We start from the raw sequence: 22,060 nt of genomic DNA, 5'->3' as shown, positions 1-22,060 counted from the left end.
AAATAAATTAAGCAAGGAGGATTGCGTATGAGTGATGTACTTGCTGATCGTACCCCTCCGCATAATATAGAGGCTGAGCAGGCGGTTTTAGGGGCCATATTGATTGATCAAGATGCGTTAACTTCAGCATCAGAGTTATTGGTACCTGATTCGTTCTATCGAACGAAACATCAAAAGATTTTTGAAGTCATGCTTGGGCTATCTGATAAGGGAGAGCCGATTGACTTAGTAATGATGACATCAGCAATGGCTGATCAAGGATTACTAGAAGAGGTTGGTGGGGTTTCTTACTTAGCAGAGTTAGCAGAAGTTGTGCCAACTGCAGCTAACGTAGAATATTACGCACGCATCATCGCTGAAAAGGCGCTTTTACGTCGTTTAATTCGCACGGCGACTCATATTGTATCGGATGGATACGAGAGAGAAGATGATGTGGATGGTCTTTTAAACGAGGCTGAGAAAAAAATATTAGAAGTATCCCATCAAACGAATGCAAAAGCATTCCAAAACATTAAAGATGTTCTTGTAGATGCTTATGACAAAATTGAACTTTTGCATAATCAAAAGGGTGAAGTTACTGGGATACCAACTGGGTTTACTGAATTAGATAAGATGACAGCAGGTTTCCAACGAAATGATTTAATTATCGTGGCAGCACGTCCATCAGTAGGGAAAACGGCATTTTCATTAAATATTGCACAAAACGTAGCGACGAAAACGGATGAAAATGTAGCGATTTTTAGTTTGGAGATGGGTGCTGATCAGCTTGTTATGCGTATGCTTTGTGCAGAAGGGAATATTGATGCACAAAGACTTCGTACTGGTTCATTAACTTCCGATGATTGGGCAAAATTAACAATGGCAATGGGGAGTCTCTCAAATGCTGGTATATATATTGATGATACGCCAGGTATTAAAGTAAATGAGATTCGAGCAAAATGCCGTAGATTAAAGCAAGAACAAGGTCTTGGTATGATTTTGATTGACTATTTGCAGCTTATTCAAGGAAGTGGGAAATCAGGAGAAAACCGTCAGCAGGAAGTATCTGAGATTTCTCGTACCTTAAAAGGGATTGCGCGTGAATTGCAAGTGCCTGTTATTGCTTTATCACAGTTATCTCGTGGTGTAGAATCTCGTCAAGTAAACGCCCGATGATGTCTGATATTCGTGAATCTGGAAGTATTGAGCAGGATGCTGATATTGTAGCTTTCCTATATCGTGAAGACTACTATGATCGAGAAACGGAAAACAAAAATACAATTGAAATTATTATTGCAAAACAACGTAACGGTCCAGTAGGTTCAGTGGAACTTGCATTCGTCAAAGAGTTCAATAAGTTCGTTAACTTAGAACGTCGTTTTGAGGATGGACATGCTCCACCGGCATAAAGGCAGTATAAAAAAGAAACACATTTCTTATAATAAGATGTGTTTCTTTTTTTTTATAAGAAAGATAAGGCTTTCATAAGTTAAATATATAATTCTTACGAACGAAAATGTTTTTTTGTGAAAAAATGTTCGCTTTTCGGTTGACTTCTCTTTCGGTTTTGGTACAATTATATTGTTTGAATAGATCGTTTGAAAATTGCGGAGGTGCTTTAATAATGTCTTCAGTAGTAGTTGTAGGAACACAATGGGGCGACGAAGGAAAAGGTAAAATCACTGATTTTCTTTCTGAGCATGCGGAAGTAGTTGCAAGATATCAAGGTGGAAATAACGCGGGACATACAATTGTTTTCGGCGGAGTTAAATATAAATTACACTTAATTCCATCTGGTATTTTCTATAAAGAGAAAATTTGTGTAATCGGAAACGGATTAGTAGTAGATCCAAAAGCATTACTTGAAGAGTTAAAATACTTACACGATCGTGGTGTAAGTACTGATAATTTACGTGTAAGTAACCGTGCACATGTTATTTTACCTTACCACTTAAAACAAGATGAGTTAGAAGAAGCAAGTAAAGGTGATAACAAAATCGGTACAACGAAAAAAGGTATCGGTCCTGCATATATGGATAAAGCTGCTCGTATTGGTATTCGTATGGCTGATCTTTTAGACCGTGAAGCATTTAAAGAGAAGCTTGAGCGCAATTTAGTAGAGAAAAATCGTTTATTTGAAAAAATGTACGATACAGAAGGTTTCACTGTAGAAGAAATTTTCGAAGAGTACTTCGAGTACGGGCAACAAATCGCGCAATATGTATGTGATACGTCTGTTGTATTAAATGATGCATTAGATAATAATCACCGTGTATTATTTGAAGGTGCGCAAGGTGTTATGCTTGATATTGACCACGGTACGTACCCGTTCGTTACATCTTCTAACCCAATTGCTGGTGGTGTAACAGTTGGAACTGGAGTTGGTCCTGCGAAAGTTACTCGCGTTGTAGGTGTATGTAAAGCATATACAAGCCGCGTTGGTGATGGTCCATTCCCTACTGAGCTTCATGATGAAATTGGTCATCAAATTCGTGAAGTTGGTCGCGAGTATGGAACGACAACTGGTCGTCCACGCCGCGTAGGTTGGTTCGATAGCGTTGTTGTAAGACATGCACGTCGTGTTAGTGGTTTAACGGATCTATCATTAAATTCTATCGACGTTTTAACAGGTATTCCAACTCTTAAAATTTGTGTAGCTTACAAATACAATGGCGAAGTTATTGATGAAGTTCCAGCTAACTTAAACATTTTAGCGAAATGTGAGCCTGTATATGAAGAGCTTCCAGGTTGGGAAGAAGATATTACTGGTGTAAAATCATTAGATGAACTTCCTGAAAATGCACGAAAATACGTAGAACGTGTTTCTGAGTTAACAGGAATTCAAATATCTATGTTCTCAGTTGGACCAGATCGTAACCAAACAAATATTGTACGTAACGTATACGAAGCTTAATTAACATTTTTTGAAAAAAAACTCATGTCTGCATGAGTTTTTTTCTTATTCTTTTATAAAAAAACAAAAAAAGTATTGCAATAAATACAGAATACATGTTATGATACATCTTGTCGTCACGAAAATATGACGTTGGTGAGTATGAGCCATTAGCTCAGTTGGTAGAGCATCTGACTTTTAATCAGAGGGTCGAAGGTTCGAGTCCTTCATGGCTCACCATTTTATTTTTCGTGGCCCGTTGGTCAAGTGGTTAAGACACCGCCCTTTCACGGCGGTAACACGGGTTCGAATCCCGTACGGGTCATGTTTTTTTTTTGCTTATTTTTGGTCCCGTGGTGTAGTGGTTAACATGCCTGCCTGTCACGCAGGAGATCGCCGGTTCGACCCCGGTCGGGACCGCCACTTTTGTTTATACCACCATTAGTGGTTTTATATATAGTTTTGGCTCGGTAGCTCAGTCGGTAGAGCAGAGGACTGAAAATCCTCGTGTCGGCGGTTCGATTCCGTCCCGAGCCACTCTCAGGATATTAAGTGGGCCCACTTAATATCCTTTTTATTTATGTAATTTTACAAAACTGAGTAGTTATTTTAAAATAGAACGAGGAGCCTCTAGCAGTTGAAGCTAGAGGTTTTTCTATAGATCGTATAGGATGCCGTGTAAAAGTGGATCATACATGAGTCTATGAGAATAGAGGAGAAAATACTTAAACAAAGGATGCGGTCATATAGGACATACTATGTAAACATCAATATGTTTAGGGATTATTGACCATATTTTTATAAGGAGGAAATAGACGATGATGGGAAAGAAAATTTTAGTAGTTGATGATGAAAAGCCGATTGCAGATATTTTGAAGTTTAACCTAGAAAAAGAAGGTTTTGAAATAGTAATGGCGCATGATGGTGATGAAGCAATTGAAAAGGCTAATGAAGAGCAACCAGATATGGTTTTATTAGATATTATGCTACCAGGTAAAGATGGCTTAGAGGTTTGCCGTGAAATACGTAAAAGCTCAGAAATGCCGATTATTATGCTTACAGCAAAGGACTCTGAGATTGATAAAGTATTAGGGCTCGAGCTTGGGGCAGATGATTATGTAACGAAGCCATTTAGTACGAGGGAATTACTTGCTCGTGTGAAGGCGAATTTACGCCGCCATCAACAAGGTGGTGCTGCGGAAAAAGAAGAAAATACAGAAATGGTTATTGGACCAATTGTGATTAATCCAAATGCATATAGTGTAACGAAGCGCGAGGAAAATATCGAGCTTACACATCGTGAATTTGAGTTGCTACATTATTTAGCGAAACATTTAGGACAAGTTATGACACGCGAACATTTATTACAAACAGTTTGGGGTTATGACTATTTTGGAGATGTGCGCACAGTAGACGTTACAGTACGTCGTTTGCGTGAAAAAATTGAAGATAATCCAAGCCATCCTACTTTAATTGTAACTAGACGTGGAGTAGGGTATTACTTGCGTGACCCAGAGCAGGAATAGTATATGAAGAAAGTTGGTTTTTTTCAATCTATTCATTTAAAATTTGTGCTTATATATATGCTATTAATATTAATAGCGATGCAAGTTATTGGAGTATATTTCGTAAGGGAATTAGAGAAGAGCTTAGTACAAGGTTTTAGGGATTCTTTAACGCAGCAAACAAACTTATTATCATATAATTTGAAGCAAGAGTTTAAAAAAAGTTATACAAAAGCAGAAACAGAGTCAACAGATGAAACGATTAAAACTTCAATTCGAAAATTTGCCTCTGATCAGAAGAAAGTTATACAAGAGGTAAGTGTATTTGATTCGCACAGAAAGTTACTGGCTATTTCAGATGAATCAAAGCAGAATAAGGTGAATCGAACATCAACTGATATAGCTGTTCAGCGAGTGTTAGTACAAAAAAAGCCGGAAGTGAAAATTGAGAAGGATGGTAGTACAGGTCATCGTGTTCAAGTTATGCTTACTCCGATTCTAGATGATAACGGTAAGGATGCGCTTGGTGTTATTTACATTGTGGCATCTATGGAAGATGTATATAAACAAATGAAGGATATAAATCAAATTTTTGCTACGGGAACAGTAATTGCTTTATTAGTAACGGCCGTACTTGGGATTTTATTGGCTCAAACAATTACAAGACCAATTTCAGATATGCGGAGACAAGCGATCGAAATGGCAAAAGGAAATTATTCGAGAAAAGTAAAAGTGCATAGCCATGATGAAATTGGACAACTGGCATTATCCTTCAATAATTTATCAAAAAAATTACAACAAGCTCGTTCTTCTACAGAAAGTGAAAGGCGTAAATTATCATCTGTTTTATCACATATGACAGATGGAGTAATTGCTACTGACCGAAAAGGGGATATTATTTTACTAAATGATCCTGCGGAAAAGATGTTAAATGTTTCTCGTGAAACAGCGCTCGATCAATCTGTTTTAGAGGTATTAGGGATACAGGAAGAATTTACGCTCGATCATTTATATGAAGAGCCAGATTCTGTTTTATTAGATTTTAGTACGAGAAACGAACCATATATTTTACGTGCTAGTTTCTCTGTTATTCAAAAAGAAACAGGGAAGGCAAACGGCTTAATTGCTGTACTATATGATGTAACAGAGCAGGAGCGTATAGAACGGGAACGCCGTGAGTTTGTGGCGAATGTCTCTCATGAATTAAGGACGCCATTAACGACGATGCGCAGTTATTTAGAGGCACTTACAGATGGAGCATGGCAGGATCCAAATATTGCACCACAATTTTTAACGGTTACACAAGAAGAAACAGAAAGAATGATTAGACTTGTAAATGCGTTGTTACAGCTATCTAAACTTGATAGTACAGAGCATCGTTTAATGAAAGAATGGGTCGACTTTACTGATTTCTTTAATAATATTATTGATCGCTTTGAAATGTCTAAAGAGCAAAATGTAAGTTTCAAACGATCTTTCTCTAAGAAATCTAGATTTATTGATATGGATACTGACAAAATTACTCAAGTGCTGTATAACATTATTTCTAACGCATTAAAGTATTCACCAGAAGGTGGAACAGTAACATATCGTTTACGTGATCGCGGTGATTTATTAGAAATTAGTGTAAGTGACCAAGGAATGGGTATTCCAAAAGAAAACGTTGATAAAATCTTTGAACGTTTTTATCGCGTAGATAAAGCTCGTTCAAGACAAATGGGTGGTACTGGGCTTGGATTAGCAATTGCAAAAGAAATGATTGAGGCACATGGTGGCTCTATTTGGGCGAAGAGTGAAGAAGGAAAAGGGACAACTATTTATTTCACGTTACCAATGGCAGCAGATGAAGAGGACGATTGGGAATGAGTATGGAAAACTTTAAAACAATAGTTTTAATTAACCTAGTTGTAATTAGCCTATTTCTTACTTTTAACCTATGGACGTATGTGCCAGATTCTACATCCATGCAAAACGCGAAATTTGTGCAGGGAAATGAAGGAATGAACCAAACTAAAATTTCCGATGTTGTCCGTCCTACTTCTATCATCGTGCATAAAGATAAAAATCATTATGGGAGCAGAAGAGAGGCAGATATAGAATCAATCTATAAGCCTCTGGAAGTAGGGGAACTACATGATTTTAAAGAGATATCAATCACTAAGGGTGATTTCCTTTCATATGTGCATGGTGAAGGGAAAGTTGAACTTGTTTTCCCTACCGATATCCCATTTGATGCAGTAAAATCCATGTTTAACATGAAAGAGAAGAGTACAGATAAGCCTAAACATTTTAATCGTATTCTCCTCGATCCTTCTCGAAGTAAGGATCAAGAAATTAAAATTAACTTTGTTTCTGATGGTGATAACTTTAAAATATACGAGGCAAAATTAAGTGGCGTGTATTTAAAAGATATTGTAAATGCCCAAAATCAATTTATAGTATCAGCAAAGCCTTATTTTGATTATCAACTTAATGATATGAAAAAGTTATTTTTACCAGATGGAACGACAGAGTTAAACAATATAACATATATTTCATCTAATTTAGCAGTTGATACGTTTAAGAATGCTCTATTTAGTGATCCTCGTTATTTAAGTCCGATTACCGAGATGTCGAAAGAAACATTTACAGATGGTATTAGATCCATGGAAATTGAAAACGATCGTCACATGCTAAAGTATAAAAACTCTTCTGTCTTAACTGAGAAAACGATAGATAATTTAATGCTTTTACAAAAAAGCTTTGAATTCGTAAGTGGTCACAGTGGAAGTTTGGATTCATATCGTTTGGACTATATGAATAAAGGAGAGACAGTATTTCGTTTAAATGAAGATGGATATTCAGTATTCAATGAAGATGGATTAGCTGAATTGAGACAAATATGGGGATCAGAAGAAGTAATGGAATATGAAAGACCGTTGCTGTCTTTAAATACTAAAGGTATAGAACAGAAGGTTACTCTTCCGTCAGGGCATGTTGTAATAGCATCTCTAGAAAATAATCCAGAGATAAAGAAACAAGTAATTAAGGATATTGGTATTGGATACAAGTTATCACTAGATGGACAAGTAGTTCGATTACAACCAATTTGGTATGTAAAGCTTGTTGAAGATGAAACAGGTAAACAGAAAATCTATGAGTGGAGTGAGGGAGGACTAAATGGATTGGGATCGGATTAAAACCATATTTATTGTGACCTTTTTTGTTTTGGACCTCTTTCTCATTTTCCAATTCATTCAAAAGCAAGATAGTAATCAATTGGAGCTTATTGCAGAAACAAAGATAGATCAAGAATTAAAAGCAAACAAAATTACGATGGGAAATATCCCTAAAGAACCGAAAAAAGAGTCATTTATTAGAGCGGAAAATAAAGCTTTTAAAGAAGAAGATATACAGTCTTTGAAAAATCAAACAGTGCATATACAAAATATGTACAAGATAGAAAGTAAGCTAAAAGAGCCTTTTTTAAATACGAAATCATTATCAAAAGATAAGTATAATGAATTTTTGAAGAACTATGTATTGGATGGACAAAAGTATGAATTTGGAGCGGTGAAAGACTCTAAAATTTATTTCTTCCAAAAATATAAAGATAAGCCTATTTTCTATAATAATCAGGCGATGATTGTTGTGGAATTAAATGAAAAAAATGAACTTGTTTCATATACGCAGACAATGCTAACTGATTTAAAAGAAATGGGCGAAGGTGAAAAAACGAAAGAGCAAGAAATTATTACGGCTCAAACAGCTTTAGAAAATTTGTATTTAAAAAATAAAATTCATGGAAATACGCATGTTAAAGAAGCGCAAATTGGTTATGCCACTCTTACCGCATCTACTTCTAATAACCAAGTACTGGCTCCAACGTGGAATTTGAAAACGGAGCAGAAGCAGGACTTCTTTGTGAATGCAATTGAAGGACAAGTTATGGAATTAGGAGAAAAGGAAAATCAAGTGGTTGATGAACATACTGGAGTGAGAAAGAATGGGGTTGCATTTTAGCGTACTTGCAAGTGGAAGTACAGGAAATATGCTATACGTAGGAACCGATGAAAAAAAATTACTAGTCGACGCAGGTTTAAGTGGTAAAGCAACAGAGGCTTTATTTAAACAAGCAGAACTGAATATAAATGATGTATCAGGTATTCTTGTAACGCATGAGCATAGTGATCATATTAAAGGATTAGGTGTACTGGCACGTAAATATGATTTACCTGTTTATGCGAATGAGAAAACATGGAATGCAATGGAACATTTAATAGGAAATATCCCAACTGAACAAAAGTTTATTTTCTCAGTTGGTGATGTGAAAACCTTTGGTGATATTGAAGTCGAGTCATTTGGAGTTTCTCATGATGCGGCGGAACCGATGTTTTATGCTTTCCATAACAATAATAGGAAGTTAGCGCTTATTACAGATACGGGATACGTAAGTGACCGTATGAAAGGCGTTATTAAGGGAGCTAATGCTTTCGTATTTGAAAGTAATCATGATGTAGAAATGCTTCGTATGGGACGTTATCCATGGAGCATTAAACGACGTATTTTAAGTGACGTTGGGCATTGTTTGTAATGAGGATGCTGCATTAGCGATGGCAGATGTAATTACAGATGAGACAAAGCATATTTATTTAGCCCATTTAAGCTTAGATAATAACATGAAAGAACTAGCGCGTATGTCAGTATCACAAGTACTAGAGGAAAAAGGATTTGGAGTGGGTGAATCCTTTGAAATTCACGATACAGATCCAAAAATGCCTACAAAAATTCAATACGTATAATTCTTCATTTTAGTAAACAATAAAGGTGAATATAGTTGTTTTCAGGAAGATAGGTGAACAAATATGTCCTTTATTGATGAAGAAAATTATCGTATGAAACGTGCAGGAAAAAAGAAGCACAAAGGTATAGTTCTTTCTAGTATAGCGGGAACAATTGTAGGAGCTTCTTTATTCGCGTTTGGAGCGCCTTTATTTTCAAATTCTGCTGATACGCTTCCGCAAGCTGAAGCAAGCGGAAGTAATATGGCCGAAGCTCAAGGGATTAAACAGATTAGCTTTGTAGATGCTGTTGATCGTGCATCTGAAGCTGTTGTGGGTGTTATTAACATTCAACGAGATAACTTTTCAGAGGCAGATTCAGAGGCCGGTACAGGATCAGGAGTAATTTATAAAAAGACAGATGGTCAAGCTTATATTGTAACGAATAATCATGTTGTAGCTGGAGCGAATCGTATTGAAGTAAGTCTAAGTGACGGTAAGAAGGTTCCTGGAAAAGTATTAGGAACCGATGTAGTCACAGACTTAGCTGTATTAGAAATAGATGCAAAGCATGTGAAAAAAATAATTGAAATTGGCGATTCTAATACTGTTCGCAGAGGAGAGCCAGTTATTGCGATTGGAAACCCACTTGGACTGCAATTTTCTGGAACAGTTACACAAGGTATTATTTCAGCTAATGAACGTATTGTCCCTGTAGATTTAGATCAAGATGGACATTATGATTGGCAAGTAGAAGTGTTACAAACAGATGCAGCGATTAATCCGGGGAATAGTGGCGGTGCGCTTGTAAATGCAGCAGGACAATTAATTGGTATTAATTCAATGAAAATTGCTGCAAAAGAAGTAGAAGGAATCGGCCTTGCTATTCCGGTGACTAGAGCTGTTCCGATTATGAATGAACTTGAGAAGTATGGAAAAGTAAGAAGACCATATGTTGGGATTGAACTTAGGTCATTAAATGAAATTCCAAACTATTATTGGTCAAAAACATTACATTTACCAGGTACTGTAACAGAGGGAGTTTGTATTTTGGATGTGAAAAGTCCTTCGCCAGGTGCGGATGCTGGTTTAAGAGAACATGATGTTATTGTGGCGGTAGATGGAAAACCGATTCGCGATATTATTGGATTCCGTACGGCCTTATATGATAAGGAAATTAATGATAAAATGACTCTTACGTTTTATCGTGGCACAAAAAGAGTAACAACAACAGTGAAATTAGGCATTCAAAAGTATTAAAAACAGGAGGGCCTACCTCCTGTTTTCTATTGTAGAAAAGTGAGGTGAAGAAAATGAATTTACCTTGTTGTTTAGAGCATGTTGAATTAGCGTTAGATATTATTGTGGATGAGTGTGAAGTTGCGCCAGTTATCAACAATGTGGATAACTCGAAAAAAGAGAAAAAAACATGTGAATTTTGTCAAAATGAGGCGACATATGTTGTATCGAACACAGATTCTCACACAATATGTGGGTAGTATTTGTGGATATGTGGATAAGTTTTGTGGATAACATGTTTGTAAGGTGGAGGATACGTGTGAATATCTCGATTATTTCAATTGGGAAATTAAAAGAAAAATATTTGAAACAAGGTATAGCAGAATACTTAAAACGATTATCTGCATACGCAAAAGTAGAAGTAATTGAATTGCCTGATGAAAAGGCGCCAGAAAATTTAAGTGAAGCAGAAATGTTAATTGTAAAGGAAAAAGAAGGTATACGTATACTGGATAAAATTTCTGATGACACACATGTGATTGCATTAGCTATAGAAGGAAAGCAAAAGTCATCAGAAGAATTCGCGATAAGTCTAGATCGCCTTGCTACATACGGAAAGAGTAAAGTCGCATTTGTAATTGGTGGATCACTTGGACTAAGCTCAGAAGTGATGAAGCGTTCAAATGAATCTCTTTCTTTTTCAAAGATGACATTGCCACACCAATTAATGCGATTAGTGTTGCTTGAGCAAGTGTATAGAGCGTTTCGGATTAATCGTGGTGAACCGTATCATAAGTGATGTATTCTATATAAAACACTGATATTATCATATTTATTTTATTATGCCTATAACTGGAGGCTATGTGAATGGTAAGTGATCAGACGAGATATTCTAGGCTCGCGAATATAACAAAAATAATAAATACGAAATTAGAACTACGTGACGTATTGCAGCGTGTGACAATGGCGATATCAGAGGAGATTGTTAGGTGCGACGCTGTTGGAATTTATTTACCCCAGGAAGATGGAACATTTAGAGGGTTTGCAGGAAAACCAGAGACTATAAATGGTGTAACGCTCGATACTCAAGTAATTAATCCTGAAATAGACTTACTGGCAAAAGAAGTTATTGAAACGAAAAGAACCATCTATATTCCTGATACCTCAAAGGATCATCGACCAGATCCGAGACCGGTTAATGCATTCAAAATTAAGTCCTTATTAGCTCTGCCTATCTCATTTGGGCAAGAGTTATTTGGTCTGGTTTTTTTATTTGATTATGGAATTCCGATGAACTTAACAGATTCAGAAATTCAAAGTGTTGAAGCTTATGTAAATATGGCTGCGGTTGCAATTCAAAACGCAAATAATTTAAAACAAAAGGAAAACCTTATTGCTGAGAAACAACTGTTACTAAATGTTACACGTGATTTATCGATGTGTTCCTCGATACAGGAGAGTTTTGATAAATGCTTTTTTTACCTAGAACAGATTTTAGAGAGTAAAAATATGACTGCTCATCTTCTAGATCCGCTAGACAAAACAACAATTAAAACAACGAAATTAAGTAAGGACTGTCATTGGACAGAAGCGGATTGGACAGAGAAAAGCTATGAAGCCAAGATCCAAGAGGTTATTCAAACAAAAAATATAGATAGTAAGGGTCTATTGATGATTCCATTGGTTTCAATGGGAGAAGTATTAGGGGTAATCATCGTTGGCAAAGAAGGAAAAGCTCACAATTATGATGATTCCCAACTTCAACTAGCAAAATCTATCGTTGATGCCACAGCCCCTACGTTTTCGAATTTGTTGTATATGGATCAACTAGAGAGCATAGTGGAAGAGCGAACGAGAGAGCTAGCTGCTGCTAATGAAAAAGTTACAAGTGTGATTGAATGTATTACGGATGGATTTTTTATTTTAAATAATAAATGGGAATTTACGTACGTAAATAAGCACCAATATTTTCCGAAAAGAAAAATAGCAAAAGATGTATTAGGAAAGAATATATGGAATGTTTTCCCGAGTGAAATTGAAACAGTTATGTATAAGGAATTTCATCGTGCGATGTCAGAGCGAACTACAGTTCATTTCGAATTTCTTTCTACTGCAGATGAATATTGGCACGAAGTTATTGCATACCCATATGATGATGGTATTTGTTGTATTTTTAAAAACATAACGGAAAAAAAGAAATATGAACAGGAATTGAAAAGATTATCCAATATAGATTTAATAGGGCAAATGGCAGCAGGTATCAGCCATGAAATTAGAAATCCAATGACAACAGTACTGGGATTTTTACAGTTATTAAAAGAAGAGAATACCTATGAGAAACATAATAAGTACTTTCATTTAATGATTGAAGAACTTAACCGTGCCAATTCTATTATTACTGAATTTCTCTCAATGGGTAATACAAGGAAATTGGATTTGCAGATGTTAGATTTAAATTCAATTATCCGCGATATTATTCCTTTAATAAAGATTGATACGTACAATCAAAATAAATATATTCAAGTCGATACAAATGACATTCCAGAATTACTTTTAAATCGTAATGAGATACGGCAATTATTAATGAATCTATATCGTAATGGCTTAGAAGCGATGAATACAGGGAAAGTTCTAACCATTAGCACTTACAAGGAAGGTCAAAATTGTGTGGTGCTTGCAGTGCGGGATCAAGGAAAAGGTATCAGGCCTGAAGTATTAGAGAAACTGGGTACGCCGTTTTACACGACCAAAGATAATGGAACTGGATTGGGGTTAGGTGTATGTTATGCCATTGCTGCCCGCCATAATGCAAAAATAGAAATTCAAACAGGATCGGAAGGCACTACCTTTTTTGTTAAATTTAATTATGAAAATAATAAAAAATAACCTTATTTAGAATAGTTACGATGAGCCGTATCATAAATAAATTTATTCTTTGTATATAAAAGGATAAAAAAACCATTGGACAAAAATTACCGATGGTCTTTTAAATATTATTAGATGGTGTGTAGATTTCCTAAAATAAGTATGTTTCTATTTCCATAAAAATATGCTGTAATATGAAGAGGAAAAAGTATAAGTAGTTAGAGAAGTGAGGAATTAAAGGTGAAGAAGTTTAAGAAGTTTTACTTGGAGATTACGAGTGTATGTAATCTTGCGTGTAGCTTTTGTCCGCCGACGGAAAGGCAGAAGCAATTCATTTCTGTGGAGGATTTTGCTAAAAGATTAGACCAAATTAAACCTCACACAGACTACATTTATTTGCACGTGAAGGGTGAGCCGTTGCTCCATCCGAAAATAGATCAACTATTAGACTTAAGTCATGAAAAAGGATTTAAAGTTAATATTACAACGAACGGAACGTTAATTAATAAGAGAAGACATAGGCTGTTAAATAAGCCTGCGTTAAGACAAATGAATTTTTCACTGCATAGTTTTGATGGACATCCAGGTTCGCAAGATAAAGAGGGCTATGTAAGGAGTATACTTTCCTTCATTAGGGAAGCGACAAGTCAATCAGATTTAATTGTATCGTTAAGGTTATGGAATTTAACTCAGGATAATAAAACAAATGCTGAAATCCAGAAAAATAGAGAGTTATTATCTATAATTGAAAATGAATTTGATCTAGCTTATCAAATTGAAGAGAAGCTTACACCAGGAAAAGGTATAAAAATTGCAGAACGTGTCTTTATTAATCAAGACTATGAATTCCAATGGCCAGCATTACATGAGGAAGAGGATGATGGGAAAGGATTCTGTCATGGACTTCGTAATCAAGCGGGTATTTTAGCGAATGGAACAGTTATTCCTTGTTGTTTAGATGGTGAAGGGATTATTAACCTTGGGAATATTAATAATGATTCATTTTCTAACATTATTGAAGGTGAAAGGGCAACAAACATTGTCGATGGATTTTCGAAAAGAGTTGCGGTTGAAGAACTTTGCAGGAAATGTGGATATCGCAAACGTTTTGGGAAGTAAATATGAAATAAGCCCTCATTAAAGCGAGGGCTTATTTTTTTATTCTTGATAAGAATGCTCTAATTCATCAATTAATGAGCCAACGTAAGAAACAGCTTTACGGATTGCATCTGGTTTTGACATATCTACTCCGGCATGTTTCATTAGTTCAAGTGGTTTCATTGTACCACCAGCACGAAGCACATCTAACCAGCGATCAATAGCAGGTTGTCCTTCCTCTTTAATCATTTGAGCTACTGCAGTGGATGCAGTGAGGCCTGCGGAATATGTATAAGCATATAGACCCATATAATAATGAGGCTGACGCATCCAAGTTAAGCCCGCACCTTCATCGATTTCTACAGAATCTCCCCAGAATGTCGAAAGGACATTTGTTTTAATTTCAGTTAAAGTTGTAGCTGTAAGGGCCTGTCCTTTTTCTGCTAGAGCATATACTCTACGTTGATATTCACCCTCAAGTAAATGAGTAACAAAGTTGTGATAATATGTGCCAAGTAGTTGTAGAATGACCCATCTGCGCATTCTCTTATCGTCAGTAGTCGCTAGTAAATGCTGAGCTAATAGTAATTCATTCATGGTTGATGGTGCTTCAACAAAGTACATAGATGGGCGTACGTTCATGATACGTTGGTTTTTATTTGCTAAATAGAAATGACCAGCATGTCCAAATTCATGTGCTAATGTAAAGCATCCACGCATCGTATTTTGCCATGTAATTAAAATATAGGGATGAGAGCCGTATGGACTTGAGCAAAATGCCCCTGTTGATTTGCCTACGTTATCTGCAAGATCTACCCATCTTTCTTTGAATCCTTTTTGGATTATGGAACTATATTCATCGCCTAATACTTTTAAAGAATCTTGAATGAGCGTGCCTGCTTCTTCATAAGTAATCGCCGGATTAAATTCGGGATCTAAAGGTGCATGTAAGTCACAGAAAAGCATTTGATCGAGTCCTAATACTCTCTTTTTTAAATCTGCAAAACGGCGCATATGAGGTGCTAGTTCTTTATAAATAATATCAAGTTGGTTGTTATACATTTCAAGTGGAACCTTTTGTGGTTCTAATAGCATATGAGTAACGGATTCATATTTACGTAAACGAGAAAGTGTTACTTGTTTTTTTACTTCAGTAGCATATGTTGTGGCAATTGTATTTTTATATCGTTTTAGTGTGGAAACAAATGATGAATATGCTTTTCGACGTATATATGTGCTTGGAGAAAATTCATATTTGCTTTCAAATAATGAGAATGAAACAGGAAGTTCGTTTCCTTGTTCGTCTTGTATAGAAGTGAAATCCATATCGGCCAATTTAGTCATGCCGTAAATTTTGTATGGAGAACTATGAACTTCGCCAAGTGCAGCAAGTGCTTCTTCTGTTTCAGGAGAGAGTGTGTGCTGTCTTTTTTGTAGTATTTCTAGTAAAGATTTACGGAAAGGTTCGAGTTTTGTTTCTTCAGTTAAACATCTTTCAATTGTTCCTTCGTCGAATGAGAGGATTTCATTATGAATAAAGGATAGTGCAGTATGTACTTTCGTCCATAAAGCAGAAATTTTGGAAGAGTTCGCTTGAATACTTGGATTTGTACGATCAGTAGCTTCTTTTAAATTTGCATATGAGTACAGTTTTGTTAACGTCATTAAAAGCTCTTCTTCTAAAAGTAGGCAATTTAATAAAGTGTGGGAGCTAGTATGTAAATGCCCTTTAAATGAATCAAGTTTCTGTATATCATTTTCCAATGCGTTTAATGCAGTATGCCATTCGGCATCAGAATTATACAAATCGGATAAATCCCATGTTAGTTCAGCGGGTACCTCTGCGCGATTAAGGCGATTTTCTATTACATTTTTCAAGTCGTATCTCCCCCTTATTAAGACTATCTAAACACATAATACTAGAAAATTCAGTTAAATTAAAATATTTTACATTTTCATATACAAAAAAGAAGGACAAGCATGAAAATGCTTGTCCTTCGAGTTAATTTAAGAATTAATATACTTTGTCACCATTGAAAATCGAGTTTTTCACGACAACATAATCTACAGTACGAATAGCGTCTAATTTTGTTCCACCAGCGTAAGAGATAGAAGATTGAAGATCTTGTTCCATTTCGATTAACGTATCTTCTAAAGAACCTTTATGCTCAACGAACATTTTCTTACCTTCAACGTTTTTCTTCTCACCCTTTTGGAATTCAGAAGCAGAACCGAAGTATTCTTTATAAAGTTTTCCATCTCTTTCAATTGTTTCCCCTGGAGACTCTTCGTGACCAGCAAATAGAGAACCGATCATGACCATAGTTGCCCCAAAGCGAATAGATTTAGCTACGTCGCCGTGTGTACGAATACCACCATCAGCGATAATTGGCTTACTTGCAGCTTTTGCACACCAGCGAAGTGCAGCTAGCTGCCAACCACCAGTTCCGAAGCCTGTTTTAATTTTAGTAATACAAACTTTACCAGGTCCAATACCAACTTTTGTTGCATCGGCACCAGCATTTTCTAATTCTCTTACCGCTTCTGGAGTTCCAACGTTTCCAGCGATAACGAAGCTCTCTGGTAAATGTTTTTTAATATGTTGAATCATGTTGATCACAGCATTAGAATGACCGTGTGCGATATCAATCGTGATATATTCAGGTGTAAGTTGCTCAGCAGCTAATTGTTGTACGAATTCATATTCGTCCTCTTTTACACCAACGCTGATAGAAGCGATTAATCCACGTGATTGCATATCTCTAATGAATGAGATTCGTTTCTCTGGTTGGAAACGATGCATGATATAAAAGTAGTTGTTCTCAGCTAAATAAGTTGCAATTCTTTCATCAATAATCGTTTGCATATTTGCAGGCACGACAGGTAATTTAAATTTATGTTTTCCTAAAGTGACAGTTGTATCACATTCAGAGCGGCTATTTACAATACATTTTGCAGGAATTAATTGAATATCTTCATAGTCAAATACGTTTTCCATCATTTACACCCCTAAAATACGAATATTTTATTTTTATTAATCAAAAATGTTCGTCCATAGGATAATTTACATTATTTTTATTAAGAAGTCAAAGGATTTCTTAACATTTTTTAAAAAAGTAGATTTTACATCTGAAAAAAAACGTTAAAAACGAATTTAAAACATTTTTTTGTTTTTATTGTTCGTTTATGGGAAGGGTTGAAAAATTAAGATAATTATACAAGGTTGTATGTATTCTTTTTATTTTTTTGATTGGATGTAGGATACTATAAAAAGGTTAATGCTAACAATACGAGCAAAAGATGTTATCAAGTAGTTGAACAATATATGAAATGAAAAGGTTTATTTCTATATAAAAAGATGAATCTGGCATGATTCACCTTTTATGTGAGGTTTCAAGTATAATAAGTAGGGTGATAGTAACGTATACAAAAGATAAAAAAGAAAATAATACAGAATAAAATGAGGTTAATATATGAGTAAAAAAAGTTTTTCTGATTATAAATTAAGTAAGGAAATTGTAAGGGCACTTACTGGGTTAGGGTATGATCATCCAACAGAAGTACAAGGTGAGGTTATTCCAGTTGCATTACAAAAGAAGGATCTTGTTGTGAAGTCCCAGACTGGAAGTGGAAAAACAGCTTCATTTGGTATTCCACTTTGTGAAATGGTGGAGTGGGAAGAGAATAAACCACAAGCATTAGTTTTAACACCAACGAGAGAGCTTGCGGTACAGGTAAAAGAAGATATTACAAATATAGGTCGATTCAAAAGGATTAAGGCTGCGGCAGTTTATGGGAAATCTCCATTTGCACGTCAAAAATTAGAATTAAAGCAAAAGACACATATTGTAGTTGGGACTCCTGGTCGTGTGTTGGATCATATTGAGAAGGGTACCCTTTCTTTAGAGTGTTTGAAGTATTTAGTTATTGATGAAGCAGATGAGATGCTAAATATGGGCTTTATCGATCAAGTAGAGGCAATTATTGATGAATTACCTACAAAAAGAATGACGATGTTATTTTCAGCAACACTTCCAGAAGATGTTGAGAAATTGTCTCGTACATATATGAATTCACCAACTCATATTGAAATTAAAGCGGCTGGGATTACGACGGATAAAATTGAACATACTCTTTTTGAGGTGATAGAAGACGAGAAGCTTTCACTACTTAAAGATGTAACAACGATTGAGAATCCTGATAGCTGTATTATTTTCTGCCGTACACAAGAAAATGTAGATCATGTATATAGACAATTAAAACGAGCTAACTATCCCTGTGACAAAATACATGGTGGTATGGTACAAGAAGATCGTTTTGAAGTCATGGATGATTTTAGAAAAGGAAAATTCCGTTATTTAGTAGCAACAGATGTAGCTGCGAGAGGAATTGATATTGATAATATTACACATGTTATTAATTATGATATTCCACTTGAAAAAGAAAGCTATGTACATCGTACTGGAAGAACGGGACGAGCTGGAAATAGTGGAAAAGCTATTACATTTATAACACCATATGAAAATAGATTTTTAGAAGAGATTGAGGAGTATATTGGATTTGAAATTCCAAAGGCAATTGGACCTTCAAAAGAAGAAGTTATGAAAGAGAAAGCTGCATTTGAAGAAAAGCTACATGCTAAACCAATTATAAAGAAAGATAAAAATGCAGACATCAACAAAGGCATTATGAAGCTGTACTTTAATGGCGGGAAGAAAAAGAAAATTAGGGCGGTAGATTTCGTCGGTACAATTGCTAAAATTAAAGGTGTTACAGCAGAAGATATAGGTATTATTACGATACAAGATAATGTTTCTTATGTTGAAATATTAAATGGAAAAGGACCACTCGTCTTGAAAGTCATGAAGACTACAACGATTAAAGGGAAACAACTAAAAGTTCATGAAGCAATTAAGTAAATAAAAAACTATCCACTTTAATAGGTGGATAGTTTTTTATTTATGATTCTTTTAAATCATCCACTAGTTGCTCCGCTAAACGTCTATACATATTACTCATAGTCACGAAGGATGTTAGTAGTAGAAATTTTTCTAGCTTTGTATCTTCTAAGGAAGAAATCTCATTTACTTCTGTAACACGGTTATTTACGTCTTGTTTAAAGCTTTCGACATTGCTTTCAGTAAGAGCAAGATAATTTTTGTATAACGTATTTAATTCGAATGAATCATCATTTAATAAGGAGTCATTTATAGTTTCTAATGAACTTTTTATATCGTTAATGGAGAGAGCTCCCTTTAATTGATAAATTAGGCTAATTAAAATCATATGCTCTTTTGAATACTTTTTATTTTTGATGGGGATGAATAGTTTTCCTTTTGCGTAATTATTAATCATGGTTTTAGTTAATACTTTTTCATCATCAGTTCTCGTTGTATCTGCATAAGTATTCTCAAATAGTTGAACAACTTGATCTACATATAAGTCAACATTTGGAATATCCTCAAGTTTAATGTTTTTTTCTAAATGCAATGTCTCAAGTAATTCATTTATATTTTCCACGTAGAATCCCTCACTTTTATAACTTAGTGGAACTTAATGTTTAATATATCTTTAAATATGGTATTACGAAACAAATGAATTGTAAATGTTGACCTTAAAAAGAAATGTGTATATAATTACATGTAGTTATCAAAACTACATGTAATTATATGAGGGGTGTTATTATGAATGCTTATGTAAGGGAACCGGTTAATGCATTTACTCACTTAGGTGGAGCAATATTATCATTTATTGCCTTATTAGCTATGCTTGTGAAAGTTTCTATCAAGATGCCATCATTTGCTGCAATTACAGCTGTTATTTTGTTTGGTATTGGAATGATGGTCCTTTATACGGCGTCAGCTGTGTATCATAGTGTTGTGGCCAATGAACGTGTTATTTACTTCTTTAGGAAGCTAGATCATTCTATGATTTTTATATTAATTGCAGGTACATATGCACCCTTTTGCTTAATTACATTAAATTCAGCAAGTGGTTTACTATTATTTTGTTTAGTCTATGCAACTGCGATTTGTGGCATTGTATTTAAAATGTTTTGGTTTAATTGTCCAAGATGGTTATCGACAGCAATTTATATTACGATGGGTTGGTTAATTGTGTTATTCTTTGCACCGTTAGCTGAGAATTTAAGTACAGGAGGCATTATTTTCTTAGTACTTGGGGGCATTTTTTATACAATTGGTGGATTTATTTATGGAACAAAGCCAAAATGGTTAGAGTTTAAATATATGGGGCATCATGAAATTTTTCATGTTTTTGTATTATTAGGTAGTCTTGCGCATTTTCTAAGTGTATATTGTTATGTAATTTAATAAAAAAAGCCACATAATAAAAATTATGTGGCTTTTTTTTATTACCTGATTAGAATCGTATATGTTATAAATTTATTATGGGATAAAATGTAAGTTTCTGTGTTCGCATGTTAAACATAGGATAAGAAATATGTGATATACTTTGAGAAGTTTATAATGAATGAAATATGGAGGACTATAATTATGGCAATACTTGTAACAGGTGGAGCAGGATATATTGGTAGTCATACATGTGTAGAATTACTAAATAGCGGTTACGAAGTTATAGTAGTGGATAATCTTTCGAATAGCTCGGTAGAATCTATAAATCGAGTGAAAGAAATAACAGGAAAACAATTTAAGTTTTATAAAGAAGATGTTTTAAATCGCGAAGCGCTTGACGCAATTTTTGAAGAAAATGCAATTGAAGCAGTTATTCACTTTGCAGGATTTAAAGCTGTAGGGGAGTCAGTAGCGATTCCATTAACATATTATCATAACAACATTACAAGCACGTTAGTGCTATGTGAAGTAATGCAGAAACATAATGTAAAGAAGATAATCTTTAGTTCATCTGCAACTGTATATGGTATCCCGGAAACGTCACCCATTACGGAGGAGTTTCCATTAAGTGCAACAAATCCATATGGTCAAACGAAATTAATGATTGAGCAAATTATGCGTGATGTAGCATTTGCAGATGCAGAATGGAGTATCGCATTACTTCGCTATTTCAATCCATTTGGTGCACACGAAAGTGGGCGTATCGGAGAAGATCCAAATGGAATCCCAAATAACTTAATGCCATATGTAACGCAAGTAGCGGTAGGTAAGTTAAAAGAATTAAGCGTATTCGGAAATGACTATCCAACGAAAGATGGAACAGGAGTCCGTGATTACATCCATGTTGTGGACTTAGCAAATGGTCACGTAAAGGCGCTTGAGAAAGTACTGAGTAGAACGGGAGTAGATGCTTATAACCTGGGAACAGGTATGGGCTATAGTGTACTAGAGATGGTTGAAGCCTTTGAAAAAGTTTCGGGTAAGAAAGTTCCTTATAAAATTACAGAGCGTCGCCCAGGTGATGTGGCAGTATGTTTTGCTGATGCATCGAAAGCAAAGCGTGAATTAGGCTGGGAGGCAACACGCGGATTAGAAGAAATGTGTGCAGATTCTTGGAAATGGCAATCAAATAATAAAAATGGCTATTTAAAAGTTTAATGATGAATATAAAAAAATGACCTTTGCATAAAAGCAAGAGGTCATTTTTTATTAATTTTATTAGCGAACCTAGAAAAGAACGTTCGCTGTTTTAAATGATGTGATTTTACAATATCTTATGCTAGAAGGTAGTAGAATGAGATAGAGGAATGTATTATTTTATTAATTTTTTATAGAAATTGAAAGCGT

General features: G+C 35.1%; 16 protein-coding genes, 4 tRNA genes and 2 pseudogenes. 19 read left to right on the top strand and 3 right to left on the bottom strand.

The genetic code is table 11. The features are described from left to right. Nucleotides 1-27: 27 nt before the first annotated feature. The 16 genes and pseudogenes from dnaB to BC_RS27200 all read left to right on the top strand — a co-directional run bounded on the left by dnaB (nt 28) and on the right by BC_RS27200 (nt 14,360). Nucleotides 28-1,388: pseudogene (gene dnaB, locus BC_RS27275) on the top strand (replicative DNA helicase). Between the two features lie 215 nt (nt 1,389-1,603). Continuing rightward, nucleotides 1,604-2,893, top strand: coding sequence for an adenylosuccinate synthase (locus BC_RS27270; RefSeq protein WP_000100238.1), 1,290 nt, complete (start codon nt 1,604-1,606; stop codon nt 2,891-2,893). Nucleotides 2,894-3,036: 143 nt separating this feature from the next. Beyond that, nucleotides 3,037-3,112: transfer RNA gene (locus BC_RS27265), tRNA-Lys, on the top strand. Between the two features lie 13 nt (nt 3,113-3,125). Beyond that, nucleotides 3,126-3,197 (top strand) — tRNA-Glu (locus BC_RS27260). Between the two features lie 22 nt (nt 3,198-3,219). Next, nucleotides 3,220-3,295: transfer RNA gene (locus BC_RS27255), tRNA-Asp, on the top strand. 41 nt (nt 3,296-3,336) lie between these two features. Next, nucleotides 3,337-3,409 (top strand) — tRNA-Phe (locus BC_RS27250). Nucleotides 3,410-3,690: 281 nt separating this feature from the next. Further along, complete coding sequence (gene walR, locus BC_RS27245) at nt 3,691-4,398, top strand: cell wall metabolism DNA-binding response regulator WalR (RefSeq protein WP_000971865.1); 708 nt, start codon at nt 3,691-3,693, stop codon at nt 4,396-4,398. 3 nt (nt 4,399-4,401) lie between these two features. Continuing rightward, on the top strand, nt 4,402-6,243 hold the full coding sequence (gene walK, locus BC_RS27240) for a cell wall metabolism sensor histidine kinase WalK (RefSeq protein WP_000755367.1): 1,842 nt from the start codon (nt 4,402-4,404) through the stop codon (nt 6,241-6,243). After that, nucleotides 6,240-7,556, top strand: a complete 1,317-nt coding sequence (locus BC_RS27235; RefSeq protein WP_000061560.1) for a YycH family regulatory protein — start codon at nt 6,240-6,242, stop codon at nt 7,554-7,556. The genes walK and BC_RS27235 overlap by 4 nt, the downstream gene beginning before the upstream one ends. Continuing rightward, nucleotides 7,537-8,379 (top strand): two-component system regulatory protein YycI, encoded by an 843-nt coding sequence (locus tag BC_RS27230; RefSeq protein WP_000383740.1) that lies wholly within the window; start codon nt 7,537-7,539, stop codon nt 8,377-8,379. The genes BC_RS27235 and BC_RS27230 overlap by 20 nt, the downstream gene beginning before the upstream one ends. Continuing rightward, nucleotides 8,363-9,158: pseudogene (locus BC_RS27225) on the top strand (MBL fold metallo-hydrolase). Before BC_RS27230 ends, BC_RS27225 begins: the two are co-directional and overlap by 17 nt. Before the next feature lie 63 nt (nt 9,159-9,221). Beyond that, complete coding sequence (locus tag BC_RS27220) at nt 9,222-10,397, top strand: S1C family serine protease (RefSeq protein WP_000008031.1); 1,176 nt, start codon at nt 9,222-9,224, stop codon at nt 10,395-10,397. 53 nt (nt 10,398-10,450) lie between these two features. Further along, entirely contained in the window at nt 10,451-10,636 is a 186-nt protein-coding gene (locus BC_RS27215) for a CxxH/CxxC protein (RefSeq protein ID WP_002183021.1), read from the top strand. A 59-nt stretch (nt 10,637-10,695) separates the two neighbouring features. Continuing rightward, nucleotides 10,696-11,175, top strand: coding sequence for a 23S rRNA (pseudouridine(1915)-N(3))-methyltransferase RlmH (rlmH, locus tag BC_RS27210; protein ID WP_001027000.1), 480 nt, complete (start codon nt 10,696-10,698; stop codon nt 11,173-11,175). A 68-nt stretch (nt 11,176-11,243) separates the two neighbouring features. Next, nucleotides 11,244-13,262: a GAF domain-containing sensor histidine kinase gene (locus tag BC_RS27205; protein ID WP_000253119.1), complete on the top strand. Its 2,019-nt coding sequence runs from the start codon at nt 11,244-11,246 to the stop codon at nt 13,260-13,262. Nucleotides 13,263-13,481: 219 nt separating this feature from the next. Further along, nucleotides 13,482-14,360 carry a radical SAM/SPASM domain-containing protein gene (locus BC_RS27200; RefSeq protein ID WP_000713630.1) on the top strand — a complete coding sequence of 293 codons (879 nt, stop codon included), beginning with the start codon at nt 13,482-13,484 and terminating at the stop codon, nt 14,358-14,360. 39 nt (nt 14,361-14,399) lie between these two features. On the opposite strand, the gene pepF is transcribed toward BC_RS27200, so the two are convergent. Both pepF and guaC read right to left on the bottom strand, forming a co-directional pair. Further along, nucleotides 14,400-16,217, bottom strand: coding sequence for an oligoendopeptidase F (pepF, locus tag BC_RS27195; RefSeq protein ID WP_000800003.1), 1,818 nt, complete (start codon nt 16,215-16,217; stop codon nt 14,400-14,402). 136 nt (nt 16,218-16,353) lie between these two features. Beyond that, nucleotides 16,354-17,337, bottom strand: coding sequence for a GMP reductase (gene guaC / locus BC_RS27190; protein WP_000432447.1), 984 nt, complete (start codon nt 17,335-17,337; stop codon nt 16,354-16,356). Between the two features lie 475 nt (nt 17,338-17,812). On the opposite strand from guaC, the gene BC_RS27185 reads away from it, so the two are divergent. Further along, nucleotides 17,813-19,258, top strand: a complete 1,446-nt coding sequence (locus BC_RS27185) for a DEAD/DEAH box helicase (protein WP_000039351.1) — start codon at nt 17,813-17,815, stop codon at nt 19,256-19,258. Nucleotides 19,259-19,298: 40 nt separating this feature from the next. On the opposite strand, the gene BC_RS27180 is transcribed toward BC_RS27185, so the two are convergent. Then, nucleotides 19,299-19,859, bottom strand: coding sequence for a DUF1836 domain-containing protein (locus tag BC_RS27180; protein WP_000427879.1), 561 nt, complete (start codon nt 19,857-19,859; stop codon nt 19,299-19,301). Between the two features lie 164 nt (nt 19,860-20,023). On the opposite strand from BC_RS27180, the gene trhA reads away from it, so the two are divergent. Further along, complete coding sequence (gene trhA, locus BC_RS27175; protein WP_000995363.1) at nt 20,024-20,671, top strand: PAQR family membrane homeostasis protein TrhA; 648 nt, start codon at nt 20,024-20,026, stop codon at nt 20,669-20,671. A 183-nt stretch (nt 20,672-20,854) separates the two neighbouring features. Continuing rightward, nucleotides 20,855-21,871 (top strand): UDP-glucose 4-epimerase GalE, encoded by a 1,017-nt coding sequence (galE, locus tag BC_RS27170; RefSeq protein ID WP_000996539.1) that lies wholly within the window; start codon nt 20,855-20,857, stop codon nt 21,869-21,871. The last annotated feature ends 189 nt before the right edge of the window (nt 21,872-22,060 follow it).

This window comes from Bacillus cereus ATCC 14579 (assembly GCF_000007825.1).
GTDB lineage: Bacteria > Bacillota > Bacilli > Bacillales > Bacillaceae_G > Bacillus_A > Bacillus_A cereus.
Note: the sequence above shows the minus strand (reverse complement) of the source record. Positions and strands in the feature narration are given on the sequence as shown.

Bases quoted from the DNA above. Each gene is read 5' to 3' on its own strand.
- BC_RS27235 (WP_000061560.1), top strand. From the start codon at position 6,240: ATGAGTATGGAAAACTTTAAAACAATAGTTTTAATTAACCTAGTTGTA.
- BC_RS27220 (WP_000008031.1), top strand. From the start codon at position 9,222: ATGTCCTTTATTGATGAAGAAAATTATCGTATGAAACGTGCAGGAAAA.
- BC_RS27270 (WP_000100238.1), top strand. From the start codon at position 1,604: ATGTCTTCAGTAGTAGTTGTAGGAACACAATGGGGCGACGAAGGAAAA.
- BC_RS27185 (WP_000039351.1), top strand. From the start codon at position 17,813: ATGAGTAAAAAAAGTTTTTCTGATTATAAATTAAGTAAGGAAATTGTA.
- BC_RS27205 (WP_000253119.1), top strand. From the start codon at position 11,244: ATGGTAAGTGATCAGACGAGATATTCTAGGCTCGCGAATATAACAAAA.
- BC_RS27215 (WP_002183021.1), top strand. From the start codon at position 10,451: ATGAATTTACCTTGTTGTTTAGAGCATGTTGAATTAGCGTTAGATATT.
- galE (WP_000996539.1), top strand. From the start codon at position 20,855: ATGGCAATACTTGTAACAGGTGGAGCAGGATATATTGGTAGTCATACA.
- walK (WP_000755367.1), top strand. From the start codon at position 4,402: ATGAAGAAAGTTGGTTTTTTTCAATCTATTCATTTAAAATTTGTGCTT.
- guaC (WP_000432447.1), bottom strand. From the start codon at position 17,337: ATGGAAAACGTATTTGACTATGAAGATATTCAATTAATTCCTGCAAAA.
- BC_RS27230 (WP_000383740.1), top strand. From the start codon at position 7,537: ATGGATTGGGATCGGATTAAAACCATATTTATTGTGACCTTTTTTGTT.
- trhA (WP_000995363.1), top strand. From the start codon at position 20,024: ATGAATGCTTATGTAAGGGAACCGGTTAATGCATTTACTCACTTAGGT.
- walR (WP_000971865.1), top strand. From the start codon at position 3,691: ATGATGGGAAAGAAAATTTTAGTAGTTGATGATGAAAAGCCGATTGCA.